The 25,634-nt window shown below is 68.8% G+C and carries 28 protein-coding genes; 11 read left to right on the top strand and 17 right to left on the bottom strand.

Going from position 1 to position 25,634, the window contains the following annotated elements:
* Nucleotides 1-67: 67 nt before the first annotated feature.
* Nucleotides 68-1,216: a Fic family protein gene (locus ACFC06_RS21965; RefSeq protein WP_375934150.1), complete on the top strand. Its 1,149-nt coding sequence runs from the start codon at nt 68-70 to the stop codon at nt 1,214-1,216.
* Between the two features lie 229 nt (nt 1,217-1,445).
* Here the strand turns inward: ACFC06_RS21965 and ACFC06_RS21960 are convergent, their stop codons facing one another.
* Both ACFC06_RS21960 and ACFC06_RS21955 read right to left on the bottom strand, forming a co-directional pair.
* Entirely contained in the window at nt 1,446-3,182 is a 1,737-nt protein-coding gene (locus ACFC06_RS21960) for an ABC transporter ATP-binding protein (protein ID WP_375934147.1), read from the bottom strand.
* Complete coding sequence (locus ACFC06_RS21955) at nt 3,179-5,020, bottom strand: ABC transporter ATP-binding protein (protein WP_375934144.1); 1,842 nt, start codon at nt 5,018-5,020, stop codon at nt 3,179-3,181. The genes ACFC06_RS21960 and ACFC06_RS21955 overlap by 4 nt, the downstream gene beginning before the upstream one ends.
* A gap of 132 nt (nt 5,021-5,152) precedes the next feature.
* Between ACFC06_RS21955 and ACFC06_RS21950 the strand changes: the two genes are divergently transcribed.
* The 4 genes from ACFC06_RS21950 to ACFC06_RS21935 all read left to right on the top strand — a co-directional run bounded on the left by ACFC06_RS21950 (nt 5,153) and on the right by ACFC06_RS21935 (nt 8,513).
* Nucleotides 5,153-5,725: a putative glycolipid-binding domain-containing protein gene (locus ACFC06_RS21950; RefSeq protein ID WP_375934141.1), complete on the top strand. Its 573-nt coding sequence runs from the start codon at nt 5,153-5,155 to the stop codon at nt 5,723-5,725.
* 48 nt (nt 5,726-5,773) lie between these two features.
* Nucleotides 5,774-6,715: an RluA family pseudouridine synthase gene (locus tag ACFC06_RS21945; protein WP_375934138.1), complete on the top strand. Its 942-nt coding sequence runs from the start codon at nt 5,774-5,776 to the stop codon at nt 6,713-6,715.
* Nucleotides 6,716-6,853: 138 nt separating this feature from the next.
* Nucleotides 6,854-7,591, top strand: a complete 738-nt coding sequence (locus ACFC06_RS21940) for a type II CAAX prenyl endopeptidase Rce1 family protein (RefSeq protein ID WP_375934135.1) — start codon at nt 6,854-6,856, stop codon at nt 7,589-7,591.
* 88 nt (nt 7,592-7,679) lie between these two features.
* Nucleotides 7,680-8,513 carry an SDR family oxidoreductase gene (locus tag ACFC06_RS21935; protein WP_375934132.1) on the top strand — a complete coding sequence of 278 codons (834 nt, stop codon included), beginning with the start codon at nt 7,680-7,682 and terminating at the stop codon, nt 8,511-8,513.
* 68 nt (nt 8,514-8,581) lie between these two features.
* On the opposite strand, the gene ACFC06_RS21930 is transcribed toward ACFC06_RS21935, so the two are convergent.
* On the bottom strand, nt 8,582-8,929 hold the full coding sequence (locus ACFC06_RS21930; protein ID WP_375934129.1) for a hypothetical protein: 348 nt from the start codon (nt 8,927-8,929) through the stop codon (nt 8,582-8,584).
* A gap of 129 nt (nt 8,930-9,058) precedes the next feature.
* On the opposite strand from ACFC06_RS21930, the gene ACFC06_RS21925 reads away from it, so the two are divergent.
* Entirely contained in the window at nt 9,059-11,122 is a 2,064-nt protein-coding gene (locus ACFC06_RS21925) for a hypothetical protein (RefSeq protein WP_375934126.1), read from the top strand.
* Between the two features lie 300 nt (nt 11,123-11,422).
* On the opposite strand, the gene rpsQ is transcribed toward ACFC06_RS21925, so the two are convergent.
* Genes rpsQ through rpsJ form a run of 11 tightly spaced genes read right to left on the bottom strand, consistent with a single transcriptional unit; the run spans nt 11,423 to nt 16,676 of the window.
* Nucleotides 11,423-11,692 carry a 30S ribosomal protein S17 gene (gene rpsQ, locus ACFC06_RS21920; protein ID WP_278264580.1) on the bottom strand — a complete coding sequence of 90 codons (270 nt, stop codon included), beginning with the start codon at nt 11,690-11,692 and terminating at the stop codon, nt 11,423-11,425.
* Nucleotides 11,689-11,928, bottom strand: coding sequence for a 50S ribosomal protein L29 (gene rpmC / locus ACFC06_RS21915; RefSeq protein WP_019045024.1), 240 nt, complete (start codon nt 11,926-11,928; stop codon nt 11,689-11,691). Before rpmC ends, rpsQ begins: the two co-directional genes overlap by 4 nt.
* Nucleotides 11,928-12,344 carry a 50S ribosomal protein L16 gene (gene rplP, locus ACFC06_RS21910; RefSeq protein WP_019045023.1) on the bottom strand — a complete coding sequence of 139 codons (417 nt, stop codon included), beginning with the start codon at nt 12,342-12,344 and terminating at the stop codon, nt 11,928-11,930. The genes rpmC and rplP overlap by 1 nt, the downstream gene beginning before the upstream one ends.
* Before the next feature lie 3 nt (nt 12,345-12,347).
* Nucleotides 12,348-13,142: a 30S ribosomal protein S3 gene (gene rpsC, locus ACFC06_RS21905; RefSeq protein WP_019045022.1), complete on the bottom strand. Its 795-nt coding sequence runs from the start codon at nt 13,140-13,142 to the stop codon at nt 12,348-12,350.
* Nucleotides 13,143-13,556, bottom strand: a complete 414-nt coding sequence (gene rplV, locus ACFC06_RS21900; protein WP_375934121.1) for a 50S ribosomal protein L22 — start codon at nt 13,554-13,556, stop codon at nt 13,143-13,145.
* Nucleotides 13,553-13,834: a 30S ribosomal protein S19 gene (gene rpsS / locus ACFC06_RS21895; RefSeq protein ID WP_056818481.1), complete on the bottom strand. Its 282-nt coding sequence runs from the start codon at nt 13,832-13,834 to the stop codon at nt 13,553-13,555. The genes rplV and rpsS overlap by 4 nt, the downstream gene beginning before the upstream one ends.
* Nucleotides 13,835-13,848: 14 nt before the next feature.
* On the bottom strand, nt 13,849-14,685 hold the full coding sequence (rplB, locus tag ACFC06_RS21890) for a 50S ribosomal protein L2 (RefSeq protein ID WP_067491152.1): 837 nt from the start codon (nt 14,683-14,685) through the stop codon (nt 13,849-13,851).
* A gap of 32 nt (nt 14,686-14,717) precedes the next feature.
* Nucleotides 14,718-15,023 carry a 50S ribosomal protein L23 gene (gene rplW / locus ACFC06_RS21885; RefSeq protein ID WP_019045018.1) on the bottom strand — a complete coding sequence of 102 codons (306 nt, stop codon included), beginning with the start codon at nt 15,021-15,023 and terminating at the stop codon, nt 14,718-14,720.
* Nucleotides 15,020-15,694 (bottom strand): 50S ribosomal protein L4, encoded by a 675-nt coding sequence (gene rplD / locus ACFC06_RS21880; protein ID WP_336086967.1) that lies wholly within the window; start codon nt 15,692-15,694, stop codon nt 15,020-15,022. Before rplD ends, rplW begins: the two co-directional genes overlap by 4 nt.
* Nucleotides 15,691-16,356, bottom strand: coding sequence for a 50S ribosomal protein L3 (gene rplC, locus ACFC06_RS21875; protein ID WP_375934116.1), 666 nt, complete (start codon nt 16,354-16,356; stop codon nt 15,691-15,693). The genes rplD and rplC overlap by 4 nt, the downstream gene beginning before the upstream one ends.
* A gap of 14 nt (nt 16,357-16,370) precedes the next feature.
* Nucleotides 16,371-16,676, bottom strand: coding sequence for a 30S ribosomal protein S10 (gene rpsJ / locus ACFC06_RS21870; protein ID WP_003938093.1), 306 nt, complete (start codon nt 16,674-16,676; stop codon nt 16,371-16,373).
* A 547-nt stretch (nt 16,677-17,223) separates the two neighbouring features.
* On the opposite strand from rpsJ, the gene ACFC06_RS21865 reads away from it, so the two are divergent.
* The 4 genes from ACFC06_RS21865 (at nt 17,224) to ACFC06_RS21850 (ending at nt 21,127) form a co-directional block, all read left to right on the top strand.
* Nucleotides 17,224-17,700, top strand: a complete 477-nt coding sequence (locus ACFC06_RS21865) for a hotdog fold domain-containing protein (protein ID WP_375934113.1) — start codon at nt 17,224-17,226, stop codon at nt 17,698-17,700.
* 67 nt (nt 17,701-17,767) lie between these two features.
* Nucleotides 17,768-18,646 (top strand): ABC transporter ATP-binding protein, encoded by an 879-nt coding sequence (locus ACFC06_RS21860; protein WP_375934110.1) that lies wholly within the window; start codon nt 17,768-17,770, stop codon nt 18,644-18,646.
* Nucleotides 18,647-18,716: 70 nt separating this feature from the next.
* On the top strand, nt 18,717-19,886 hold the full coding sequence (locus tag ACFC06_RS21855; protein WP_375934107.1) for an ABC transporter permease: 1,170 nt from the start codon (nt 18,717-18,719) through the stop codon (nt 19,884-19,886).
* A gap of 62 nt (nt 19,887-19,948) precedes the next feature.
* On the top strand, nt 19,949-21,127 hold the full coding sequence (locus tag ACFC06_RS21850; RefSeq protein WP_375934104.1) for a lycopene cyclase family protein: 1,179 nt from the start codon (nt 19,949-19,951) through the stop codon (nt 21,125-21,127).
* Nucleotides 21,128-21,182: 55 nt separating this feature from the next.
* Here the strand turns inward: ACFC06_RS21850 and ACFC06_RS21845 are convergent, their stop codons facing one another.
* Genes ACFC06_RS21845 through ACFC06_RS21835 form a run of 3 tightly spaced genes read right to left on the bottom strand, consistent with a single transcriptional unit; the run spans nt 21,183 to nt 23,817 of the window.
* Nucleotides 21,183-22,010: an ABC transporter permease gene (locus ACFC06_RS21845; RefSeq protein ID WP_375934101.1), complete on the bottom strand. Its 828-nt coding sequence runs from the start codon at nt 22,008-22,010 to the stop codon at nt 21,183-21,185.
* Complete coding sequence (locus tag ACFC06_RS21840; RefSeq protein WP_375934098.1) at nt 22,007-22,816, bottom strand: ABC transporter permease; 810 nt, start codon at nt 22,814-22,816, stop codon at nt 22,007-22,009. Before ACFC06_RS21840 ends, ACFC06_RS21845 begins: the two co-directional genes overlap by 4 nt.
* Nucleotides 22,813-23,817 (bottom strand): ATP-binding cassette domain-containing protein, encoded by a 1,005-nt coding sequence (locus ACFC06_RS21835; protein WP_375934095.1) that lies wholly within the window; start codon nt 23,815-23,817, stop codon nt 22,813-22,815. Before ACFC06_RS21835 ends, ACFC06_RS21840 begins: the two co-directional genes overlap by 4 nt.
* Nucleotides 23,818-24,119: 302 nt before the next feature.
* Here ACFC06_RS21835 and ACFC06_RS21830 point away from each other — a divergent pair, with 302 nt between their 5' ends.
* Nucleotides 24,120-25,631, top strand: coding sequence for an aldehyde dehydrogenase family protein (locus tag ACFC06_RS21830; RefSeq protein WP_375934092.1), 1,512 nt, complete (start codon nt 24,120-24,122; stop codon nt 25,629-25,631).
* The last annotated feature ends 3 nt before the right edge of the window (nt 25,632-25,634 follow it).

Here is a 25,634-nt window from a genome sequence, read left to right as displayed (position 1 = left end):
ACCGGCGGCCCGATCTCCGGCTGAGCACTTCGACCGTTCCGTGTTGACGCAATGATTCCGTCATTGCATGATTGTTGGCATGTTGTTTCCTACGCCGAAGCTGACGAGTCAGGACCAAATAGTCCTGGACGAGGTCGACAGCATGCGTGAGCAGCTGCGCCACCAGATACAAGGTGTTCCGGCGAAGTGGAGCGGCGGCCTTCGGAAGTTCCTCACCGCCGACGCGGTGGCGGCGTCGAACTCGATCGAGGGATTCAAGGTCTCGACGGTGGATGTCGAGGACCTGATGGCCGGCGAGCAGGATGTCGACGTCTCCGACGAGAACCGCGAGGAAACGCTCGCCTACCAGCGAATGATGACCTACCTGCAAACGCTGCACGACGCTCCCGACTTCCGGTTCGACAAGGGTCAGCTCAACGCGCTCCACTGGATATTGCAGGGACATCGGCACACATCACGCAAGCCCGCGGGGCAGTGGCGGCCCGGGCCTGTCTATGTCCCGGACGCTCGCGATCCCAGCATCGCGGCCTATACCGCCCCTGACGCCGACCGCGTTCCGGCGCTGGCGGACGAACTCGTCGACTGGCTCAACGCGCCGGACGATACGCACGCGCTGGTCCGGGCGGCGATGGCACACCTGCACCTGGTGTCGATCCACCCCTGGTGCGACGGCAATGGTCGCATGTCGCGGTCTCTTCAGACATTGCTGATCGCACGGGAAGGAGTGCTGGCCCCCGAGTTCTCGTCGATCGAGGCATGGCTGGGACGGCCGGGGAACACCTGGGAGTACTACCAGGTGTTGAGCCGTCGTGGCGCGCACTACCAACCGGATCAGGATGTCTCCGAATGGATCAGCTTCAACCTGCTCGCCTACCACCAGCAGGCGCAGACGGTGCGGGCACGGTTCGAACGATCCGGACGGGTATGGCAGCGAACAGCGGAATTCACGGCACAGGCGGGACTCGACGAGCGCGTGATCTCGGCACTGCACGACGTCGCGACCTCCGGGCGAGTGCGTAGATCCCGTTACGGATCAGGCGAAGGACTCAGCGTCCAGCAGGCGCAGCGCGATCTCAAGGTGCTGACCCAGCGGGGCATCCTCGCTCCCGTCGGGCGAACCCGGGCGCGCTATTACATCGCCGGAGACGCCTTCCCGGAAGATGTGCTCGAACAGGCACAGATCCCGTTCAGCCTGGTAGATCCGTATCGACGGTGATCACCCTCCACAATCCACGATATGTGGGTCGGTGAACGGCGGCCTTGTGATCAGTGGAGGACGCGGCGGTAGGTCAGGGAATCACGGACACTGAAACCCGCCCGCTGGTAGAGGCGGTTGGCCGACTCACGTTCCGGGCTGGAGTACGCGCACCTCGCGGAGCTTCGTTGCGGAGGCGGAATGCGGCGGCCCCGCGGATAGGGATCCGCGGGGCCGCTGAGTGGGTGTGTCAGGCCGGGACCGGTTCCAGGCGCCAGCCGGTGGCGCGTTCTCGTTCGTTCCAGAAGGCGGCGTAGCGGCCGTTCTGGGCGAGGAGTTCGGTGTGGGTGCCGCGTTCGGCGATGCGGCCGTTGTCGAGGAACAGGATCTGGTCGGCGTGGGCGATGGTGGCCAGGCGGTGGGCCACGACGAGAACCGTTTTGTCCCTGGTCAATTGGTGGATGCCGCGGACGACGACGGCTTCGCTGTGCGGGTCGAGGGCGCTGGTCGCCTCGTCGAGCAGGACGATGGGGGCGTCCTTGAGCAGGGCGCGGGCGATGGAGACGCGCTGGCGTTCGCCGCCGGAGAGGGAAGCGCCGCCCTCGCCGACCTGGGTGTCGAAGCCCTCGGGCAGGCGCTCGACGATCTCGTCGACGCGGGCCGCCTGGGCCGCGCGCCGCAGTTCCTCGTCGGTGGCCTCAGGGTTGCCGATGCGGATGTTCTCGGCGACCGAGCGGTTGAACAGGTAGACGTTCTGGAACACCAGCGACATCTGGCCGAGCAGGGTCTCCGAGGGCTGGGCGCGCACATCGTGCTCGCCGACCGAGACCGCGCCGGACTCCACGTCGTAGAAGCGCGCGGCCAGGCGCAGCAGGGTGGTCTTACCCGAACCGCTGGGGCCGACGATGGCGGTGGTGGTACCGGCGGGCACGGTGAACGACAGGTCCGACAGCACCGGTTCGCCGGGGCGGTAACCGAAGCTGACCTCGTCGAACACCACCGCGGGCGCGCCGGGAGTGACGGCCTCGGTGGCCTCGGGCAGGGTGGGCTCGTCGAGCAGATCGGTGATGCGGTCGGCGGCCGCGGCGGCCGAGCGCAGCGCGCTACCCAGCTGGGCGGCCTGGTTGACCGGTTCGATGAAGCGCGAGCTCACCGCGATCAGCGCGATGGCGACGGCGGCCGAGATCTCGCCGTCGGTCACCTGCACCACCACCAGGTAGACCAGCACCAGGAACACGGCCTGCACGAACAGCGCGAACACCACCAGGCCGGGCACGGTGGCGACCATCATCCGCATGGTGGCCGACTTGTGCTCGGCCAGCGCGCCGTCGAGCTTCTTGTTGCCTGCGCCGACCGCGCCGAAGGCCCGCAGCACCGGCTGGGCCTGCGCGAATTCGACCACGCGCGAATCGGCTTCGGCCGCCGCGTCGTGCAGGCGGGCGTCGGCGCCGGTGTAGGCGCGGTTGGCGAGGTTGTTCACCAGGTAGAGCACCGGCGCGGCCAGCAGCATGGCCAGCCCGACCCGCCAGTCGATGAACAGCATGCCGAGGCCGACGGCCAGCGGCACGATGATGCCGGTGAGCACCTTGGTGAGCAGGTAGGCGATCAGGCCCTGCATCTCGCGGACCTGCTCGACCACCACGCGCGAGAGCGGTCCGGCGTCGCGGCCCTCGAACCAGCCCAGCGGCAGCGCGTTGAGCTTGTCACCGAGGCTGGTCTGCAGACCCGACTGCATGCCAAGGCCGATGCGCAGACCGAGCACGGCCTGCAGGTAACCGAACACGATCAGGCCGCCGACGGCGACGGCCATGCCCAGCGCCCACAGCCACGCCTGGCCCAGGTCGTCATCGATCAGCGATTCGAGCACCGGGACCAGCAGCAGATAGGCGGCGGCCTGGCACAGCGCCTGCAGCACGATCGCGGCCAGCAGTTTGGGGACCAGCGGCCCGAATTCGGCGGGAACCAGCCGGAATACCTTGCGAATCATCGTGCGTCCTCCACCAGGGCGAGCGTGCCGAGCGCGGCCTCGTTGATCTCCCAGAGCCGCTGATAGAGCCCACCGGCACCGACCAGATCGGCGTGGCTGCCCTGTTCGACGAGGGTTCCGTTCTCCAGCACCAGGATGCGGTCGACCCCGGTGATGGTGTGCAGGCGATGCGCGATCACCAGCACGGTGCGACCGGCGACCAGCGCGGCCAGCGCGTCCTGCACGGCGGCCTCGGACTCGGGGTCGGCGAAGGCGGTGGCCTCGTCCAGGACGAGCACCGGGGTGTCGGCGAGCAGGGCGCGCGCGATCGAGAGGCGCTGCGCCTCACCGCCGGACAGGGTGGCGTCGACGCCGATCTCGGAGTCGTAGCCGCGCGGCAGAGCGAGGATGCGGTCGTGGATCTGGGCGGCGCGCGCGGCGCGTTCGAGGGCGGCGTCGTCGGCGTCGGGGCGGGCCAGCGCCAGGTTCTCGCGGATCGAGCCGCGGATCAGGCGCACATCCTGGAAGACGAAACCGACCGTGCGATACAGCTCTTCGCTGCCGTATTCGCGGATGTCCCGGCCGCCGATGGTGATCCGGCCCGCGCCGACGTCGTAGAAGCGGGGCAGCAGTTTGGCCAGGGTCGACTTGCCCGAGCCGCTCGGGCCGACCAGCGCGGTGAGCGTGCCGGGGCGCAGCTCGAGGTCGATACCGCGCAGCACGTCGTGGTCGGTGCGGTAGCCGAACTTCACGTCCTCGAAGCGGACCACGCCGGATTCGCCCTCGGTCGCCGACGCGGTGTCGGGCGCCTGGTCGAGTTCGGGAGTCTGCTGCAGTTCGTGCAGGCGCAGGGCCGCGGCGCCACCGGCGCGCAGCGCCTGCGAGCCGTAGCCCAGACCCAGCAGCGAGCTGCCGATACCCAGGCCGACCAGCACGAAGGGCAGCATGTCCAGCGGTTCGACCCAGCCGAGGCCGACCCCGGCCAGGCCACCGGCCACCACGACCAGCATCACGAACACCGGCGCGACCACGATGTCGGAGGCGGCCTGCACGCGCAGGATCGGCATCTTCATCCGCTGGGCCGACTGCACCAGACCGTCGACCGAGTCCTGGAATTCGCGGTGCGCCTTGCCCGCCTGACCGAACGCGCGCACCACCTGGATGCCGTCGACGAACTCGATCGCGGCCTGCGAGGTGCGCTTCTCCCAGCGGGTGTAGACAGCGACGCGGTCGCGGCCGTCGCGGTCCATGATGCGGCCGAACAGGCGCACGTAGGCGAGCAGCGGCAGAAGCAGGACCAGGGTGAGCCGCCAGTCGACGGTGAACAGGTAACCCAGCGTCACCACCGGCACCACCAGCGCGCCGACGAACTCGAGCCGGGCGTGCGCGACCAGGTAGTGCAGGGCTTCGACGTCGTCGCGCAGGTAGGTCTTGACCTCGCCGGAGCTGCGTTCACCGAACCAGCCCAGCGGCACCCGGGTGAGCTTGGCGGCTAAGGCACGGCGCAGGCCGAGCTGGTAACCGGCGTCCACCGCGTGCGACCACAGCAGCACGACGACCTGCAGGAACGCGCGCACCAGCAGCACCGCCACGGCGGCACCGAACAGCCACCACACGCGATCGGTGTCGACCGGGGACTCGAGCAGTTCGCGGCAGGCCTGCACGATCAGCAGGAAGGGCACGACCGCGCAGATCGAGGCGACCGCGACGATCAGGCTCGCCACCGTGAGCATGCCCGATACCGGCGCGAGGATCTCCTTGCGCGCCTGCGCCTCCTGCTGCTTCTTCGCCTTCGCGACCGCCTTGGGCGGCCGGTTGCCCGACTCCGCCCCCGGCGGCGGCGCTACCTGCACCGTCATAACGTTCTCGCCTCTCGACCTGTTCGCGGCTACTCGCCGAGGAAAGGTTAGCCTAAATTGATTGCTGCGCGGTTGAACGCGGTCAGGAGGGGGAATGGCGAAGGTGACCGGTCGTCCACGTGAGGAGCTCTGATGTTCGCGCCGCTGCCACCGTCGGCCGCGTGGCGTCATCACGACGCGCGCACCGGCTTCGAAGTGGCCTACTTCCGTGACGGCGAGCGCGGCGTGGTGGTCGAAGGCTGCGTCACGGCGATCGAGGACGAGCTGACCTGGGCGATCGACTACCGCCTGCGGATCGACGACAGCTGGCACACCCGCTCGGCCCAGATCACCGCCCGCTACCCCGACGCCCGCCGCGCGCTCACCGTGCAGTCCGACGGACTGGGCCGCTGGCAGCTCGACGGTGTGCCCGCGCCCGAGCTCGACGGCTGCCTCGATGTGGACCTGGCGGCCTCGGTGTTCACCAACGCGCTCCCGGTGCACCGCCTCGCCCTGGCCATCGGTGACGGCGCCGACACCCCGGCCGTCTACATCGCCCCCGACCTCGCGGTCACCCGCCTCGACCAGCACTACCGCCGCCTCGCCGACGGCACCGCCCAGCGCTACGACTACCGCTCCCGCGGCTTCGACTTCCGGGCCACCCTCGATTTCGACGCGTCCGGGCTGATCGCCGGCTACCCCGGGCTGGCCACCCGCGCCGCCTGACCGGGCCCGAAGGGTCGCGGCCGGAGGGCTCCGGCCAGACTCTTCTGTATGCGACGCAGGCAGCAGCCGCCGCTGCCGAAACGGCACGGCCTCGATCCCGCCCGGCTCCGGCTCCCGGAGGACGGGCACTGGGCGACCGTGCGTGAGCACCTGGTCGAGCGGCTGCCGAGGGTGGACCCGGCACGGATCGACGCCATGCTGGCGGCGGGCGAGATCGTCGACCTGGACGGCCCGCTGGCCCCGGACGCACCGTATGTGCCGGGTGGGGCGGTGTGGTTCCACCGCGACCTGCCCGTCGAGCGCGAGGTGCCCTTCGAGATCGGGATCGTGCATCGCGACGACGACATCCTGGTGATCGACAAGCCGCACTTCCTGGCGACCATCCCGCGCGGTCAGCACATCCTGCAGACCGCCCTGGTCCGCCTGCGCCGCGACCTGGACCTGCCCGACCTGATCCCCGCGCACCGCCTCGACCGGGTGACCGCGGGCCTGATCCTGTTCGTGGTGAACCCGGCCGCGCGCGGCGCCTACCAGACCATGTTCCACCGGCGGACCGTGCGCAAGGAATACGAGGCCGTCGCGCCCTACGATCCCGCGCTGGAACTGCCGCGCACCGTGCGCAGCCGGATCGTCAAGGAAAAGCACGTGCTCGCGGCGCAGGAGGTGCCCGGCGAACCCAATGCCGAGACCGAGGTGGAACTGCTCGAGCACCGCGACGGACTCGGCCGCTACCGGCTGCGCCCGCACACCGGCCGCACCCACCAGCTCCGCCTGCACATGAACAGCCTCGGCGTGCCGATCCTCGGCGACGATTTCTATCCCGTGGTCACCGACAAGTCCGTCGACGACTACACCCGCCCGCTGCAATTGCTGGCCGCCTCGCTCGCGTTCACCGATCCGATCAGCGGGCAGCCGCGACGGTTCGAGACCGGGCGCAGCCTGCAAGCCTGGGACGACCTGCCGGGATGGTCCGGATCGGCTGTCGAGTAGCTCACAGGGCCCCGACGGCGAGTCGATCTTGATGCCGTCGCGCCGTGCCGGTCCACCCCGGTTTCGGCCGGAAATCGGGCGCTGACCAGCGTTGTCCCGACCGTTTCCTTTTCGTGATATTTCCGTACACTCGGTCGGGTGCCCTCACCCGCGACCGTCGCCGAACCCCGGCCCAAGCTCCACGCGTACATCGATATCGCCGTGGTCGTGGTCGTGCTGGCCGGGACCAATCTGATCGCGCACTTCACCACCGCGTGGGCCAATATCGTCACCGTGCCGATCGCGGCGTTCGCGCTGCTGGCCCTGATGCGCAAGCGCGGGCTCGGCTGGGCCGAACTGGGTCTGTCGCCGCGGCACTGGCGGCGCGGCACGCTCTACGCCGTCGGCGCGGTCGGCATCGTGCTCACCGCCGTGGCGATCGGCGCGATCCTGCCGGTCACCCGGCCGTTCTTCCTGGCCGACCGCTACGCCACCATCTCCGGCGCGCTGATCGCCTCGATGATCGTCATCCCCTTGCAGACGGTGATTCCCGAGGAACTCGCCTTCCGCGGGGTGCTGCACGGGACGCTGGACCGGGTGCTCGGCGTGCGCGGGCTGTTCGCGGCGGGATCGCTGCTGTTCGGGTTCTGGCACATCGCCTCGTCGCTGGGGCTGACCAGCGGAAACAAGGGACTGTCCGGGATCGTCGGGGGCGGGCTGGCCGGGCAGATCATCGGCATCGCGCTCGCCGTCGCGGCCACCGCCGCGGCCGGTGTGGTGTTCACCTGGTTGCGCAGGCGCAGCGGCAGCCTGCTCGCGCCGATCGCGCTGCACTGGTCGCTCAACGGGGCCGGTGCGCTCGCGGCGGCGGTCGTCTGGCACACCGCACTGAGCTGAGAACGACTCGCGTGGAATTCCGCGCCCGACTTCCGACATGATGTCATGTCAGAAGCACAGTTGTTTTCGATGGAAAGGCTCACTGCCGATGAAACGCATCCATGCCGGGCTCGTCGTGGCAGTCACCGGCGGCGCCGCGGGCATCGGCCGTGAGATCGCCCATCAGTTCGCGGCAGCGGGGGCGCGGGTGTGCATCGGCGATCTGTCCGGCCACGACGCGCGGGTCACCGCCCGTCAGCTACCCGGCACGGTGCACGGCTGCGAACTCGACGTCACCGACGAGCGGTCCTTCCACAGTTTCCTCGCCACCACAGAGGCCCTGCTGGGGCCGGTCGACGTGCTCGTCAACAACGCGGGCGTGATGTGGGTGGGCGCGTTCGACAGCGAGCCCGACACCGCCACCGCGCGCATGATCGCGGTCAACCTGCACGGGGTGATCCGGGGCGTCCGGCTGGTCGCGCCCGGAATGCGGGCGCGCAAACGCGGACACATCGTCACCATCGCCTCGGCGGCCTCCCGCCTGTCCCCGCCCGGCGAGGCCACCTACGCGGCGACCAAGCACGGCGTGCTCGGCTATCTCACCGCCGTGCGCGAGGAACTGCGCGGCACCGGCGTCCAGCTCTCGGTGATCATGCCCGGCGTGGTCGACACCGAACTCGCCGTCGGCACCGCCACCGGCGCCGCCAAACTCCTCGACCCCACCGACGTGGCCCGCGCGGTCATCGACGTGATCGAACGCCCCCGCTTCGAGGTCTCCCTTCCCGCCTACGTCGGCCCGCTGGTCCACCTCGCCGGCCTGCTCCCCCAGCGTCTGCGCGATCTCGCCCTGCGCCGTGCGGTCCCCGACCAGGTCGCCGCCACCCGCAGCTCGGCCGCCCGCACCGCCTACGAGAACCGGGTCCTGCGGGAGCCCGACGCCTGACTCTCCCGCGCGGCGGATTCCGCTGTGTCGTTGACCATCCCGCAGCCGACGTTTACGCTCTCTGGCAATCACACATATGTTCGATAGTCCATATGTTCGAGTGACGCGGAAGGCGCGAGATGTCCGACGACCGGTCGATCGAGAATGCCCTCAGCACGCCGGACACCGCGATCACCGCCCTCGCACAGCAGGTGGCGACGGCGCGGGGGAAGATCGGGCTGCAGCACGACACCGCGCTGTACGAGGCGCTCTCCGATGCCGAGATCCGCGCGGAACGCGAACTGGCCGAATGGGTCCGGGCGCAGCGCCGTAAACAGCGACGGCGGGCCGTCGCCGACGAACTCGCCACCGACCGGCGCGACCGCCGCACCGGCGCGCTCATCCGCCGCGCCGACGAAGCCGACGCGCGCTGGCATCGCAAGGCACTGGCCGCGCGCCGGCGGGTGTCGAGCGCCGATGCCCGGCTCGCCCAGCTGTACCGGCGGTCGGAATGGTCCTCGCGGGCGCTGATCGGGGTCGTCGTCCTCGGCATGGTCTGGGCCGGGGTGAACGTCCAGCGCAATCTCGTGCCCAGCGGGGACATGAGCGACCCGCTCTACTGGCTCAGCTACGGCATCGAGGCGATGATCTCGATCCCGATCATCGTCATCATGATCACCGCCACCACCGCCGCCCGCTGGGGACGTGAACTGGAACGCGGCAAGGTCCTGCTCTTCGAACTCGCCCTCCTCGGCACCACCGTCGCCCTCAACGCGGGCCCCCATCTCGCCGCCGGGTCCTTCGGCCGCGCCGCCGAATACGCCATCGCCCCCGTGATGGTGGGCGTGGTCATCTGGCTACACGCCTGGGTCTCGGCCCGCTACGCGATGCTGATCGAAGCGGCATCGATCGGGTTGCCGGGCGAGGCGACGATGCCGAGTTCCGTCGAGTTCCTGCGCGACCACGAGCCGGTCAGAAACTTTGCGACACAGCCGGAGCCGACTGCGGTCACCGCCGGGCCTCTAGCCGATACTCATGGTACGGATGCGGCTGAGATTCCGGCTCCAGGCACTTCCGATGCTCCGGGACCGGCAGCCGCGCCGACCCCTGCTGGGACCGAAGTTCGGGCTCCGGCAGCTACGCCGACCCCCGCTGCGGCCGAGGTTCCGACTCCGGCAGCCACGCCGACCCCCGCTGCGGCCGAGGTTCCGACTCCGGCAGCCACGCCGACCCCGGCTGCGGCCGAGGTTCCGACTCCGGCAGCCACGCCGACCCCGGCTGCGGCCGAGGTTCCGACTCCGGCAGCCACGCCGGCCCCCGCTGCGGCCGAGGTGAAGACTCCGGCAGCCACGCCGGCCCCCGCTGCGGCCGAGGTTCCGACTCCGGCTGCTGCCGAGGTTGCGACTCCAGCTGCCACTCTGACTGGAGCGGCGGACGCGGCTCCCGCTCCGGCGAAGGCTCTGGTCCCGAATGTGGCTGCGGCAGCGGCCCCAACCGCGACTGCGGCCCCGAGTCAGGCTGCGGTGGATGCGGCCCCGACGGAGGCAGCGGCTGCGGCTGCCGCGGCGACCGAGGCTCTGACGGAGGTCCTGACTTGGTCTACTGCCTCGACGGCGACGGCGACGGCGGCTGCGGCTGCGGCTGTGGGTCCAGACATCGTCGGCGATCTCGTACCGACCCAGCATGATTCGCATGAAACCGCGATGCGGGATCGCGGCATCGAGGGAGCTGTCACCGTCGATGACACTGAGCCGGTGATCATCACCGCCGGCGCGGCGTCCACTCCCGCCGAGCAGGGTGCCACTGCTTCCGTCGAACGGCACGATGCCGATGCCGATGCCGATGCCGATGCCGATGCCGATGCCGATGCCGATGCCGATGCCGGGAAGAGTGTCGCACCGGATGCCGGGCGGGCGGCGCGTACCCACGGTGTTCGTCGCGTTTCGGGCGAGAAGACGACAGCGCCCGGCACCCTCGAGCTGATCCACAAGGCCGCCGCCGAGCATCGCCGCAACGGCGCGGACCACACCGTGCGCATACCCGCCCCCACCACACGGCGAATACCGGTGACGGCCGCCGCGCAGACTCCCGCCGGCGACGCGACCGGCACCGACCCGGTTCCCGAGGCGACGGCGCACGCCGGCACCGTCGCCCGTGACCCCAACGGCGACACCTCGGCCCCCACCGATTCCACGGTGGTACACAACGATCCACAACTCCCGGCCGACGAGCCCGAACAGCTCACCCTCACCCCCGAACCCGCGTCACCACCTTCGACGCCCCGGCTCCCGCACCACCTCGAGCCGAATCCGGCGGTACCGCAACAGCTTCTCGACGACGAACCGACCCCCACCGACGACATCTCACCCACCGAAACCCCGGACTTCGACGACCCCGACCTAACGCCCGACTTCGACGACGACACCGAAGTCCGCGCCCTGGCCCGCCAGATCGCCCACCGCAACCCCTTGCGCCTGACCATCGACCAGATCGAGGAAATCCTCGAACTCACCGACCGATCCTGGTCCGCCCCCCGCATCGGCGCCGAAGTAGGCCTCTCCGGCAGCACCGTCACCAACATCGTCGAATTCGCCCGCAAGATCCGCCACCCGTATGCCTTCACCGGCTGACGGACTCACGCCGGATCAGACCACAGCTCCAAGCTCTTCGCGATCTCGGCGACCTGCTCGTCCGGAAGTGGGCGGACACGATAGCCGTTCAGCCGGAGCATGGCGACACCGACAACGAACGCGGTTCGTTGGTTGCCGTCGATCAGCGCGTGGTTACGCGCGATCGAATGCGAGATCGAGATAGATCATGCGAGTCGACGCATCAACTCGGCATGCTCGTCCCTGCCCCAACGACGAAGGCCCGCTTCCCAACGGGAAACGGGCCTTCGTGCAACGATCTCGATGGATCGAGGAGGGACCTTACTTGGCCTTCTCCAGGACCTCGACCAGACGCCAGCGCTTGGTGGCCGACAGCGGACGGGTCTCCATCAGCTGAACGCGGTCGCCGACGCCGGCGATCTCGTTCTCGTCATGCGCCTTCACCTTGGAGGTGGTGCGGATGATCTTGCCGTAGAGCGGGTGCCGGTGACGGTCTTCCAGCTCGACGACGATCGTCTTGTTCATCTTGTCCGAGACGACGTAGCCGCTGCGTACCTTGCGGCTGTTGCGCTCTTCCTTGTTCTCGCTCATGCCGCGTCTCCCTTGCCAGCGGGTGCCGTGGCCAGGCCGAGCTCGCGCTCACGCATGACCGTGTAGATGCGCGCGATCTCGTGGCGGACGACGCGCAGACGACGGTTGTTGTCGAGCTGACCCGTCGCCATCTGGAAGCGCAGGTTGAAGAGCTCTTCCTTGCTCTCGCGCAGTTTGGCCACGAGCTCTTCTTCGTTGAGCTCGCGGAGCTCTGCGGCCGGTGTTCCGGTAGCCATCAGAACTGCTCCTCCCTGGTCACGATCCTGCACTTCATGGGGAGCTTGTGCATCGCGCGACGCAGGGCCTCGCGAGCGATCTCCTCGTTGGGGTAAGACATCTCGAACATGACCCGACCGGGCTTCACGTTCGCGACCCACCACTCCGGCGAACCCTTACCGGAACCCATGCGGGTCTCGGCAGGCTTCTTGGTGAGCGGGCGGTCGGGGTAGATGTTGATCCAGATCTTGCCGCCACGCTTGATGTGGCGGGTCATCGCGATACGCGCCGACTCGATCTGACGGTTGGTGACGTAGGCGGGCTCGAGAGCCTGGATGCCGTACTCACCGAACGCCACCGCGGTGCCGCCCTTGGACATGCCGGAGCGGGACGGGTGGTGCTGCTTGCGGTGCTTGACGCGACGGGGCATCAGCATGCGTCAGCCCTCCTGGTTCTCTGCCGGTGCGTCCGCCACAGCGGTGGCGGCGCGACCGACCTCGGTCGAGGTCGCGGTGGTGCCGGCGGACCCGGAACGACGCGGGCGGCTCGGACGCTCGCGACGCGGGCGCTCCGGAGCAGCAGCGGCGGCGGTCAGCTCACGACGACCACCGACGATGTCACCCTTGTAGATCCAGACCTTCACGCCGATGCGACCGAAGGTGGTCTTGGCCTCGTAGAGGCCGTAGTCGATGTCCGCGCGCAGCGTGTGCAGCGGGACGCGACCCTCGCGGTAGAACTCCGAGCGCGACATCTCGGCGCCACCGAGGCGGCCCGAGCACTGCACACGGATGCCCTTGACGTTCGGCGAACGCATGGCCGACTGGATGGCCTTGCGCATCGCGCGACGGAACGCCACACGGTTGCTGAGCTGCTCGGCGACACCCTGAGCGACCAGCTGCGCATCCGACTCGGGGTTCTTGACCTCGAGGATGTTCAGCTGGACCTGCTTCTTGGTGAGCTTCTCCAGCTCGGCGCGGATGCGGTCGGCCTCCGCGCCACGGCGACCGATCACGATGCCGGGACGCGCGGTGTGGATATCCACACGGACGCGATCACGGGTGCGCTCGATCTCGACCTTCGAGATGCCTGCCCGCTCCATGCCCGTGGCGAGGAGCTTGCGGATCTGAACGTCTTCCTTCACGTATTCCGCGTACTGCTTGTCCGCGTACCAACGCGACTTCCAGTCGGTGGTGATACCGAGGCGGAAGCCATGGGGGTTGATTTTCTGTCCCATTTACTTTGCCCCTCCCTTCCGGCGGCTACGAGTGGCAGCGCCGACGGTGGGCACGCTCTCGACCTCGATGGTGATGTGGCTGGTGCGCTTGCGGATCCGGAACGCGCGGCCCTGGGCCCGCGGCTGGAAACGCTTCATGGTGGCACCCTCGTCGACGAACGCGGTCGAGATGACCAGGGTGGCCGGGTTGAGGCCGAGGTTGTTCTCGGCGTTCGCCGCGGCACTGGCCACGACCTTGGCAACCGGCTCGCTCGCGGCCTGCGGCGCGAACTTCAGGATCGCCAGGGCGTCCTCGACACGCTTGCCGCGGACCAGGTCCACGACGCGACGCGCCTTCATCGGGGTGACCCGCACGTGCTTGGCGGTTGCGCGGGCAGTCGGGTTCTGAACCGTTTCGGTGTTGGTTTCAGTCATCGCCGCTTGCTCTTCCGGTCGTCCTTGACGTGGCTCTTGAACGTCCTGGTCGGCGCGAACTCACCGAGCTTGTGGCCGACCATGTTGTCCGAGATGAACACCGGGACATGCTTGCGACCGTCGTGGACGGCGAAAGTGTGGCCGATGAAATCGGGGATGATGGTCGAGCGACGCGACCAGGTCTTGATGACCTGCTTCGTGCCCTTCTCGTTCTGCACATCCACCTTCGCGAGGAGGTGGTCGTCGACGAACGGGCCCTTCTTGAGGCTGCGTGGCATTTCTTACCTCCTCCTTAGCGCTTCTTGCCGGTCTTGCGGCGGCGGACGATGAGCTTGTCGCTCGGGCGGTTGGGCTTGCGGGTACGGCCTTCCGGCTGACCCCACGGGGAGACCGGGTGGCGACCACCGGAGGTCTTACCCTCACCACCACCGTGCGGGTGGTCGACCGGGTTCATGACGACACCACGGACGGTGGGACGACGGCCCTTCCAGCGCATACGGCCGGCCTTGCCCCAGTTGATGTTCGACTGCTCGGCGTTGCCGACCTCGCCGACGGTGGCGCGGCAGCGCACGTCGACACGGCGGATTTCACCGGAGGGCATACGCAGGGTCGCGTACGGCCCTTCCTTGCCCAGCAGCTGGATGCTCATGCCTGCGGCACGGGCCATCTTGGCGCCGCCGCCCGGACGCAGCTCCACGTTGTGGATCGTGGTACCGGTCGGGATGTTGCGCAGCGGCAGGTTGTTACCCGGCTTGATGTCGGCCGTGGGGCCGGACTCGATCGGGCTGCCCTGCTTGATGCCCTTCGGCGCGATGATGTAGCGCTTCTCGCCGTCGGCAAAGTGCAGCAGTGCGATGTTGGCGGTGCGGTTGGGGTCGTACTCGATGTGAGCGACCTTGGCCGGGATGCCGTCCTTGTCCAGTCGACGGAAGTCGATGACGCGGTAGGCCCGCTTGTGACCGCCACCGCGGTGACGCGTGGTGATGCGACCGTGCGCGTTACGACCACCGGACTTGGTGAGCGGGCGCAGCAGCGACTTCTCCGGCGTCGACCGGGTGATCTCGGCGAAGTCCGAGACGCTGGAGCCACGACGGCCCGGCGTAGTCGGCTTGTATTTACGGATTGCCATGAGTTCTTCTCGCTTTCTGGAGTCCCAGGCGCTTACGCGACCGGTCCTCCGAAGATCTCGATGGGCTTGCTATCGGCCGAGATGGTCACGAGCGCGCGCTTGGTGTCCTTGCGCTTGCCGTAACCGAAGCGGGTCCGCTTGCGCTTGCCCTGACGGTTGGCGGTGTTGACGCTGGTCACCTTGACGCCGAAGACCTTCTCGACGGCAATCTTGATCTGCGTCTTGTTCGAATCCGGGTGCACCAGGAAGGTGTAGGTGCCTTCCTCGATCAGTCCGTAGGACTTCTCCGAGATGACCGGTGCGAGCAGGATGTCGCGGGGGTCGGCGATGGTGCTCACTTGCTCTCCTCCTGGGCCGCCTCGGCGGGACCGTGAACGAACGCGTTCAGGGCCTCGACGCTGAACACCAGTTCGTCGCTGTTGAGGACGTCGTAGGTGTTGAGCTGGTCCGGGGCGATCGGCAGCACGTTCTGCAGGTTCGCCACGCTCTTCCACGCGGCGACGTCCTCGCGACCGACGACGACCAGGAACTTCTTGCGGTCCGACAGCTCGGACAGGAAGCTCTTGGCGGCCTTGGTCGACGGGGTCTGACCCGCGACCAGCTCGGTGATCACGTGGATGCGCTCGTTGCGGGCCCGGTCGGAGAGGGCACCGCGCAGGGCGGCGGCCTTCATCTTCTTGGGGGTCCGCTGGCTGTAGTCACGCGGCTGCGGGCCGTGGACGGTGCCACCGCCGGCGAACTGCGGCGCACGGGTCGAACCCTGGCGGGCGCGGCCGGTGCCCTTCTGGCGGTACGGCTTCTTGCCACCACCACGGACCTCGCCACGAGTCTTCGTGGAGTGGGTGCCCTGGCGAGCGGCGGCCAGCTGCGCGATGACGACCTGGTGCATCAGCGCGACGTTGGCGGTCACGTCGAAGATCTCCGCGGGGAGTTCGACGGTGCCCTCGGTCTTGCCGCCTGCGGCCTTAACGGTCAGCGTCAGGTTGGCCTTCTTGTCGAGGCTGGTCATGCGTGCGCACCACCCTTCACGGCGCTCTTGACGATCACGACGTTGCCCTTGCGGCCGGGGATGGCACCCTTGACCAGGAGCAGGCCGTTCTCGGCGTCGACCTTGTGAACCGAGAGGTTCTGCGTGGTGACGCGGTCGTTACCCATACGGCCCGACATGCGCATGCCCTTGAACACGCGGCCGGGGGTGGCGCAGCCACCGATGGAACCCGGGCGACGGTGCACAGCCTGCGCACCGTGCGAGGCGCCCTGACCGGCGAAGCCGTGACGCTTCATGGTGCCGGCGAAGCCCTTGCCCTTGCTGATACCGGTCACGTCGACGTAGGTGCCCTCTTCGAAGACGTCGGCGGAGAGCTCCTGGCCGACCTCGAAGGTGGAGGCATCCGCGACGCGGATCTCGGTGACGTGGCGGCGCGGGGTGACACCGGCCTTGGCGAACTGGCCGGAAGTCGGCTTGTTCACCTTGCGCGGGTCGATGGCGCCGAAAGCGATCTGGACGGCCGAGTAGCCGTCGCGCTCCACGGTGCGGATCTGGGTGACCACGTTCGGGCCCGCCTTGATGACGGTGACCGGGACGACGCGGTTCTTCTCGTCGAAGACCTGGGTCATGCCGAGCTTGGTGCCCAGGATGCCGGCCGCGGGCCGGTTCTTGTTGTCAGTCATATCTCGAGTCCCCGTCACTGAATGTTGACGTCGACGCTGGCCGGCAGGTCGATGCGCATGAGCGCGTCGACCGTCTTCGGCGTCGGGTCGAGGATGTCGATGAGGCGCTTGTGTGTACGCATCTCGAAGTGTTCGCGCGAGTCCTTGTACTTGTGCGGCGAACGGATGACGCAGTACACGTTCTTCTCGGTGGGCAACGGCACAGGCCCGACCACACGGGCGCCGGTGCGGGTCACCGTCTCCACGATCTTGCGCGCAGACGCGTCGATCGCCTCGTGGTCATAGGCCTTGAGCCTGATGCGGATCTTTTGTCCCGCCACGCTAAGTGTCCTTTTCTCCGCTTTCCTTCGTGGTCACAGGAGCAAGCTCCCGCACCACCCTCATTTGCACAGTCCGAACACACGGGCTCATCCCCGCACGCGCGAGGAACAAGTTGAAGACCGTGACCGGGCATCGCCCGATCCTCGCCGCTGTTCATCTGTCATGGTGCTCCGGTCCACGCGGTCGGGCGTGTCGCCTTTTCGCTCATTCTTCAGCCCTGATCACTTGCTCATCATCGGCCTGGAACGTGGTCCCGGACGTATCCGCTCCCGGCGAACCGGGGAGATACAAACTTCTGCTCGCCTGACTCGAACCGCCTCCTCCGAGGAGAAGACATGATCCTGTGCAAGGCAACCCGAACAGTATGCACCATCCCGACAACGCTCTTCAAATCGGGGGTCATGAGGCATCGATCACGCCCCCGAAGGGGCATCTACCTGGACCGCATCGCCGGAACGGGCTGTACCGAACCATGGTAACTGGCACGATGCCGAGCCCGGCGATCGAGGGTTCCGCACTAACTTACTTTTGAGTAAGATAGCCCGCATGACACAGGAAACCGCGACCTACCGCGGCTGGAAGAAGCTGCCCGACAACAAGCTCGGGCACGCGCTGTTCTCTCTGGGCATGGTCGCCCGGGTCCCCTACTTCGGCACCGTGCTGCCGCAGGTGGTCCGGCTGGAACCGGGGATCTGCGAGGTCACCTCGCCCAAGTGGTTCGGTATCCACAACCACCTTGGCACCTTCCACGCCATCGCGGCCTGCAATCTGGCCGAGGTCGCGATGGGCATGCTCAGCGAGGCCACCGTGCCCACCACGCACCGCTGGATCCCCAAGGCGATGAACGTGCAATACCTGGCCAAGGCCGAGAGCGGGCTGCGCGCGGTCGCCAAGCTGGCCGAGGTGCCGGACTTCGCGGCCATCACCGAGGGCACCGAGCTCACGGTGCCGGTCTCGATCTACGACAAGGACGGCATCGAGGTCGTGCACGCCGACATCACCACCTGGGTCACCCCGCGCTGAGTCCCTGCCCGAAAGTCGTTGAATCGGTACGGTTGTGATCGAGACGACGACAGACGGGGAGAGCTCGATGCTGGAAGTCGCGCAGCTGGTGCGCCGGTTCGGCGAGCACGTGGCGGTCGACGGGGTGTCGTTCGGCGTGCCGCCGGGAGCGCTGACGGGATTCGTCGGGGGCAACGGCGCGGGCAAGACCACCACGATGCGGATGATCATGGGGGTGCTGGCCGTGCAGAGCGGGGAGATCCGCTGGGACGGCAGGCCGGTGACCGCGCAGGATCGCCGCGGCTTCGGGTACATGCCCGAGGAACGGGGGCTCTATCCCAAGCAGCCCGTCCTCGATCAGCTGGTCTATCTGGCCCGGCTGCGCGGGCTGAGCACGGCCGAGGCCAAGCAGCGGGCCGGGGAATTGCTCGCCCGCTTCGGGCTGGCCGATCGGGGCAGGGACAAGCTGGAGTCGTTGTCGCTGGGCAATCAGCAGCGGGTGCAGATCGCGGCCGCGGTGATCGCCCAGCCCACGGCGCTGATCCTGGACGAACCGTTCTCCGGGCTCGACCCGGCCGCGGTGGACTCCATGGTCGAGCTGCTGCGCGAGTACGCCGACCAGGGTGTGCCGGTGCTGTTCTCCTCGCACCAGCTGGATCTGGTCGAGCGGCTGTGCGATCAGCTGGTGATCCTGGCCGGCGGGCGGGTCGTCGGGCAGGGCTCGGTCGAGTCGCTGCGCGCGGGCAGCGCGGCGCGGTACCGGCTGGTCGTCGACGGTGATCCGGCGTGGTTGCGGGAGTTCGCCGGCGTGCGGGTGATCTCGCTGGACGGGCCGGTGGCCCAGCTCGAACTGGCGGGGGCGAGCACCGACGCGGTGCTGACCGAGGCGCTGGCACGCGGATCGGTGCGGGAGTTCGCCGAGGCGCGGCCGACGGTCGCCGAGATCTACCGGGAGGTGACGGCATGAGAGGTCAGCGCCTGGAGGCGGCAGCCCGCGTGACCACGGAAGGCGCCCGATCATGCCAGGAGGACAGAGCGTGAACGGGGTATGGCGGATCGTGGCGGCTCGCGAGATCGTGGTGAAGCTGCGGGATCGCAACTTCGTCGTGTCGACCGTGGTCACCATCGTCGCGATCGTGGCGTCGCTGGCCATCAGCGGATTCCTCAGCAGCAGGCCGGACAAGATCGAGGTGGCCGTCACCGGGCCCGAGACGGCGGTGGTGCTCGATACCGCGAACAGCCTGGCCGAGGCCGCCGACAGCGACACCACCTTCACCGGGCATCCGGCCGCCGATCGCGCGGCCGTCGAACAGCAGGTCCGTGACGAGACCGTCGACGTGGGGCTGGTGCCCGCCGAATCCGGTGGCTGGCTGCTGCTCGGCAAGACCGCCGAGGACGACGACGCCACCACCTACATCACCGCCGCCGCCCAGCAGCTCGCCCTGCAACGCAATGCCGAGGCCGCGGGCGTCTCGCTCGAGGAGCTGGGCCGGGGCGCGGACGTGCGCTACGACCTGCTGGAGAAGGGCGCGGTCGATCCGGGGCTGAGCAAGATCGTGGCGCTGGTCTTCGCGTTCCTGTTCTATCTGGCCTCGCTGCTGTTCGGCATGTCCATCGCACAGAGCGTGGTGGAGGAGAAGCAGAACCGGATCGTGGAGATCCTGGCCAGCGCGATGCCGCTGCGGCAGTTGCTGATCGGCAAGGTCGTCGGCAATTCCGTGCTGGCCTTCGCGCAGCTGGCGCTGTTCGTCGGTGCCGGGCTGGCGGGTCTGGCCGCGACTGGTAGAGCCGATCAGCTGGGTCAGATCGCCGGGGCGGCGGGCTGGTTCATCGTGTTCTTCCTGGTCGGTTTCATCGCGCTGGCCAGCCTGTGGGCGGTGGCCGGTGCGCTGGCCACCCGCAGCGAGGACCTGCAGTCCACCGCCACTCCCCTGTCGATGCTGATCATGATCGTGCTGTTCGCGGGTATCTTCCTCACCGGCACCGGCCGGGTGGTGGCCTCCTATGTGCCGATCATGTCCATCGTCGCCATGCCCGCGCGGCTGGCCGAGGGCACGGCGGCCTGGTGGGAGCCGATCGCCGCTCTGGCGCTGATGGGTGTGGCCGCCTACGGCATCGTCCTGGTCGCCGAACGCATCTACCGGCGCTCGCTCATGCAGACCCAGGGCCGCCTGACCATGCGCCAGGCGCTCGCCCTCGAGGACTAGCCACCACCCGCCGCCGCGGCCGGTGCTTGCGCCGTGCCGCGGGGGCGGGATTGAATGCGATCGTGAGTAGTACGCGGGAATTCGATGTGTGTGTTGTCGGGCTCGGCCCGACAGGGCGGGGGCTGGCGCATCGGGCGGCGGTGGCCGGACTGCGGGTCGCTGCGGTGGATCCGCGACCGGAGCGGCTGTTCCCGCCGACGTTCTCCTGCTGGGTCGACGAGCTGCCCGACTGGCTGCCGGACAGCGTGATCGCCCAGCGCATCGCGACCCCCACGGTGTGGACGAAGACCGAGCACCGCATCCCGCGTGCGTACTGCGTGCTGTCCAAGGCCGGTCTGCACGCGGCGCTTGCCCTCGACGACGCGACGGTCTTCGCCGAGCGCGCCCGCCGCGTGGACCAGCACGAGGTGGAACTCGCCGACGGCACCGTCATCCGCGCGAACACGGTCTTCGACACCCGCGGCCTGCCCACCCTGGGCCAGCGCCGCGCCGCCTCCGCGCACGGCATCTTCGTCGACGCCGACACCGCGGCGCCCATGGTCGCCGACGGCGAGGGCCTGCTGCTGGACTGGCGTCCGGAGAACGGCGCCGGCCCGGACGAGCCGCCCTCGTTCCTCTACGCCGTGCCGCTCGGCGACGGCACGGTGATCTTCGAGGAGACCAGCCTCGGCCTGCGCGGCGGCATGCCCCAGCACGAACTGCGCAAGCGCACGCTGGCCCGCCTCGCCGCGCACGGCATCGTCCTGCGCGGTGACGAGCCCAGCGAGGCCGCCCACTACCCGCTCGACCAGCCCCCGCCGAAGAAGGGCGCGGCCGTCGCGGTCCCGTTCGGCTCGCGCGGCGGCATGATGCACCCGTGCACCGGCTACAGCGTGGCCGATTCGCTGGCTCTGATCGACACCGCCGTCACGGCCGTCCAGCAGGGCGAGGACCCGGTCGAGGCGCTGTGGCCGTGGCGGGCGCGGGCGGTGTACTGGATGCGGATGCGCGGCCTGTTCGGTCTGGGCCGACTCACCACCGCCCAGTCGATCGCCATGTTCGAGGCGTTCTTCACCGAGTCCGAACGCGGTCAGCGGGCGCTGCTCTCGGCCCACGACGACTACGCGGCGCTGGGCGCGGTGCTGTTCAACACCGTCGCCCACACCTGGCCGTTCCGCTGGCGCTACGACCTGGTCGGCTGGACCAACCGCGACCGCTGGGTCGACTACCCGTTCGCGCCCGCCGAGGTGCAGGCCAGCTGAAACAGCGACGCCCCGCAGTCACGTGGACTCCGGGGCGCGGCTGGTGGTGCCGGGACTATGCCGTCTGCGCGGCCTTCTTGTAGCCCGCGATGGCCGGGTAGGCGAACACCGCGATCATGCCGACCGTCCACGCCAGCGTCTTGAGCAGCGGCTCGGCCACCGGGCCGCCGTAGGACAGCCCGATCATGGCGTCGATCGCGCAGCTCATCGGCTGGTTGGCGACGATGGTCTGCAACCAGGTCGGGTAGGCGATGATCGGCACGAACCCGGTGTTGAAGAACATCAGCAGGGTGTTGACGATGCCGATCAGGCTCACCAGCATCACGCCCTCGGTGATGGTGGCCAGCGCGGTCACCATCACCGCGAAGCCGAGCCCGAACAGCACCGGGACGCTGATCAGCGCGATATTGGTCAGCGGGTTCTCCATGAACAGGAAACCCAGCGGCACCGCGACGAGCAGCACGATCACCGTGGTGATCAGGATGCGCAGCACCTCGGCCAGCAGCCTGCCGGTGAGCAGCGAGGCTTTGTTGAGCGGCATGGTGTAGAAGCGGCTGAGCAGGCCGGCGGCCTTCTCGCGCTTGAAGCCCAGCGCGCTCACGACCGCGCCGGTCATGGCGGCGACCAGCGTGAGCAGCGCGGCCTGGCCGTAGATGGCGGGCATGCCGCCGTAGGCGGTGATGTAGTCGCCGAGCACGATGCGGAACATCAGCAGGGTCACCGCCGGGTAGGCGATGGTCTGGATGGTGGTCGACGGGTCGCGCAGCCACACCATCAGCAGGCGCTTGGCCTGGATGACGCTGTGCGTGGCCCACACCGACACCGCGCCCTCTGGCTTGGCGTGGACCTCCGGCAGCTGGGCCGCGGTCAGGGTTGTCGTCATGATCGCCTCACACTCGCCCACACAGCCAGTGGGAGGAAGAAGATGGCCAGCCCGCCGAGCCACACCAGCGAGACCCAGGTGCCCGCCCAGCTCAGATCACCGGCGGCCATGTCGCTGAGGGTCTGCGCGGCCTGGGAGATCGGCTGGTTGCGCGCGAAGGCCCGCGCCCAGGTGGGGAAGGCCTGCTCGGGCACGAAGCCGGTGGAGAGCATGCCGAAGATCAGGATCGGCAGGGTGAGCGCCTGGCTCAGTGCCTCGGGGTTCTTGGTGAGACTGCCCAGCGCGTCGGCGCCCAGCGTCAGCACCACGCCGACCGCCAGGGCGAAGCCGACGAAGGCCAGCGCCTGCAACCAGCCGCCGGTGAACCGGAACCCGATCAGGTAGCCGTAGCCGACGGTGGCGATCAGCGAGACCACCGAGCGCACCAGGCCCGCGCTGATCCGCGAGAGCAGCGGCACCAGCGACCCGATCGGCATGGTCTGCAACCGGGTGCTCAGGCCGGTGAGCGCCTCGAACGCGGCGAGCTGGGCATTCGACATCATGGTCATGGCCATGGTCTGCAGCACGATGATCGGCATCACGTACTGCGCGTAGTCGATGCCCTGCACCTTCATCACATAGCGCAGCGGCAGATAGAACGCGACGGTGATCACCAGCGGGAACAGCACCGCGACGATCAGCTCGCCCTTGGTGACCATGGTGCGCACGATGCGTCCGGTCAGCGCGCGCCACTGCGCGAAGCTGCTCGGGTGCGCCTCGGGGAGATCGGCGAACAGGGTGTCCGCCGCGGCGGCGGGGGCACTCACTGATGCCCGCCCGAATGACCGGTGATCGAGAGGAACACGTCGTCGAGCGAGGGCCTGCGCAGCGCGATGTCGGCCAGGTCGATGCCCGCGGTGTCGAGCCTGCGCAGTGCCTCGGCCAGGGTGGCCGCGCCGTCGGGGGCGGGCACCGAGAGCTTGTCGGCGCCGCTGATCTCGGCGGCCACGGCGGCCGGGACCAGATCGCCCAGCGCCTGCACGGTCGCGGCCAGTTTGCTCGGGTCCAGCGGGACGATCTCGCAGAAGCTGCCGCCGGTCTTGGCCTTGAGCTGGTCGGCGGTGCCCTCGGCGATGACGGTGCCCTTGTCGATGACGATGATGTTGTCGCTGAGCACGTCGGCCTCTTCGAGGTACTGCGTGGTGAGCAGCACCGTGATGCCCTGGTTCTTCAGCGCCGTGACCAGGTCCCACACGCCCTGGCGGCTGCGCGGGTCGAGGCCGGTGGTCGGCTCGTCGAGGAACACCACCTCGGGCCGCACCACCAGACCACAGGCGATGTCGACGCGACGGCGCATACCGCCGGAATAGTTGCGCACCGCACGCTTTCCGGCGCTGACCAGGTCGAATTCCTCGAGCAGCACCTCGGCGCGCTTGCGGGCGGCCGATTTGGTCAGGCCCATCAGCCTGCCGAACAGCTCGAGGTTCTCCCGGCCGGTGAGGTTCTCGTCGAGGGCGGCGTACTGGCCGGTCATCATGATCGCGCGGCGCACCCCCGCGGCGTCGGTGCGCACGTCGTGCCCGGCGACCACGGCGGTGCCGGAGTCGGGGCTGAGCAGGGTGGACAGGATCTTGACCGTGGTGGTCTTGCCCGCGCCGTTGGGCCCGAGGATGCCGAGCACGCTGGCGCGTTCGGCCTGGAAACTGATGCCTTGCAGGGCGTGCACGTCACCGAAGGACTTGCGCACGTCGGATACCAGCACCGCGGGCTCGTCGCGCCGCTGCGCGAGGCCACCTGCGGGCGAATCCACTGAGTTCGAACTCGGCATCAACTCTCCACCATCGGCCGGGCGCGCGAGACTCTTCTGGAAACGCGCACACGGAATTTTTCGTCTCGGTAGGTGATCCATACCGTTCGGCGCGATGTTACCGGTCCGGCGCTTCCGCCGGTCGCGTCTCGGTCTGACTCGTCCGTTTTCCACACCTGTGTGGCCTTGCTCACGAGGGCAGTGCAAGGGCAGTGCGGCGACCTTGTCGGGCCGCCCGGGCGGCCATACGCTGACCATCGGGGAAACACTCGTCTCACCGGCCCGTTCCGACGGGCGTGTTCGATCCGCCGTGAGAGGTGACAATGATCGAGTCAGCACCGGCGGGCGCCACCGCGCCCGCGGGCCGAACCGACGTGCTGACGTCGTTCGACCCACGCACCGGCGAACAACTCACGCAGTATCCCGTCACCAGCGCCGCCGAGGTCACCCGCGCGGTCCGCACCGCCCGCGCCACCCAGAACTGGTGGGCCGAACTGGGTTTCGGTGACCGCAGACGCCTGCTGCTGAAGTGGCGCCGCCACATCGCCCGCAACGCGCATGCCCTGGTCGAGGTGCTGCGCAGCGAGACCGGCAAGCCCGAGGCCGACGCGGCGCTCGAGGTGATGCTGGCGGTGGAGAATCTGGACTGGGCCGCCCGCAACGCCGAGCGCACGCTGGGCCGCAAGCGCCTGGCCTCGGGCTGGTTCACCCGCAATCAGCACGCCTCGGTCGGCTATCTGCCGCTGGGCGTGGTCGGGGTGCTCGGTGCCTGGAACAACCCGGTCTTCACACCGATGGGCGCCATCGCCTACGCCATGGCCGCGGGCAACACCGTGGTGTTCAAGCCGCACGAGCTCACCACCGGCGTCGGCGTCTGGCTGGCCCAGAGCTGGACCGACATCGCCCCCGACCATCCCGTCCTGCAGGTCGTCACCGGTGACGAGCGCACCGCGACCACCCTGTGCCGGGCCGAGGTCGACAAGATCGCCTACGCCGGTCCGGAGGCGGGCGGGCGCGAGGTGATCGCCCAGTGCGCGCGCACCCTCACACCGGTGGTGGTGGAGCACAGCGGCAAGGGCAGCATGATCGTGCACGTCGACGCGGTCCTCGACGCGGCGGCCGAGGCCGCGGTGTTCGGCGCGATGGCCAACGCCGGTCAGAACGCCACCGGCATCCAGCGCTGTTATGTCGCCGACTCGGTGTTCGACGACTTCCTGGCCAGGGTGGCCGAGCGCGCGGCCCGGCTGCGGCCCGGCGCCGACAATCGCGCCGCCTACGGCCCGATGATCAACGCCGCCCAGGTCGACGTGGTCCGCACCCAGGTGCGCGACGCCATCGCCCGCGGCGGGCACGCGGTGCTGGGCGGGCTGGAGTCCTTCCGCGACCCGTATGTGGAGCCGATCGTGCTGGCCGAGGTGCCCGAGGAGAGCATCGCCATCACCGGCGAGGGCATCGGCCCCGTGCTGGTGGTCAACCGGGTGGCCGATCTGGCCGACGCCGTCACCCGGGTGAACGCGGCGGGCAACGGCATCGCCGTCACCGTGTTCACCCTAGATATCGCCAGCGCCGAATTCATCGCCGAGCAGCTCAAAGTCGGCGTCGTGACGGTGAATTCGTCCACCGCCTTCACCGGTATCCCGGCCCTGCCCTTCGGCGGTGTCGGTGAGTACGGCCAGGGCCACAGCCACGGCCAGCAGGGCCTCTACGAGTACAGCCGCACCATGGCCATCGCCCGCAGGCGTTATCGGGCGCCGGTCCGGCTGTCCACCTTCGACCGTCACCCGCGTCATCTGCGCACCGCGAAGGCGTTCTTCCGGTTACGGCACGGCCGCTGAGAC

This window comes from Nocardia sp. NPDC056064 (genome assembly GCF_042266925.1).
Classification (GTDB): domain Bacteria; phylum Actinomycetota; class Actinomycetes; order Mycobacteriales; family Mycobacteriaceae; genus Nocardia.
This window is presented reverse-complemented; position numbering and strand designations above follow the sequence as displayed.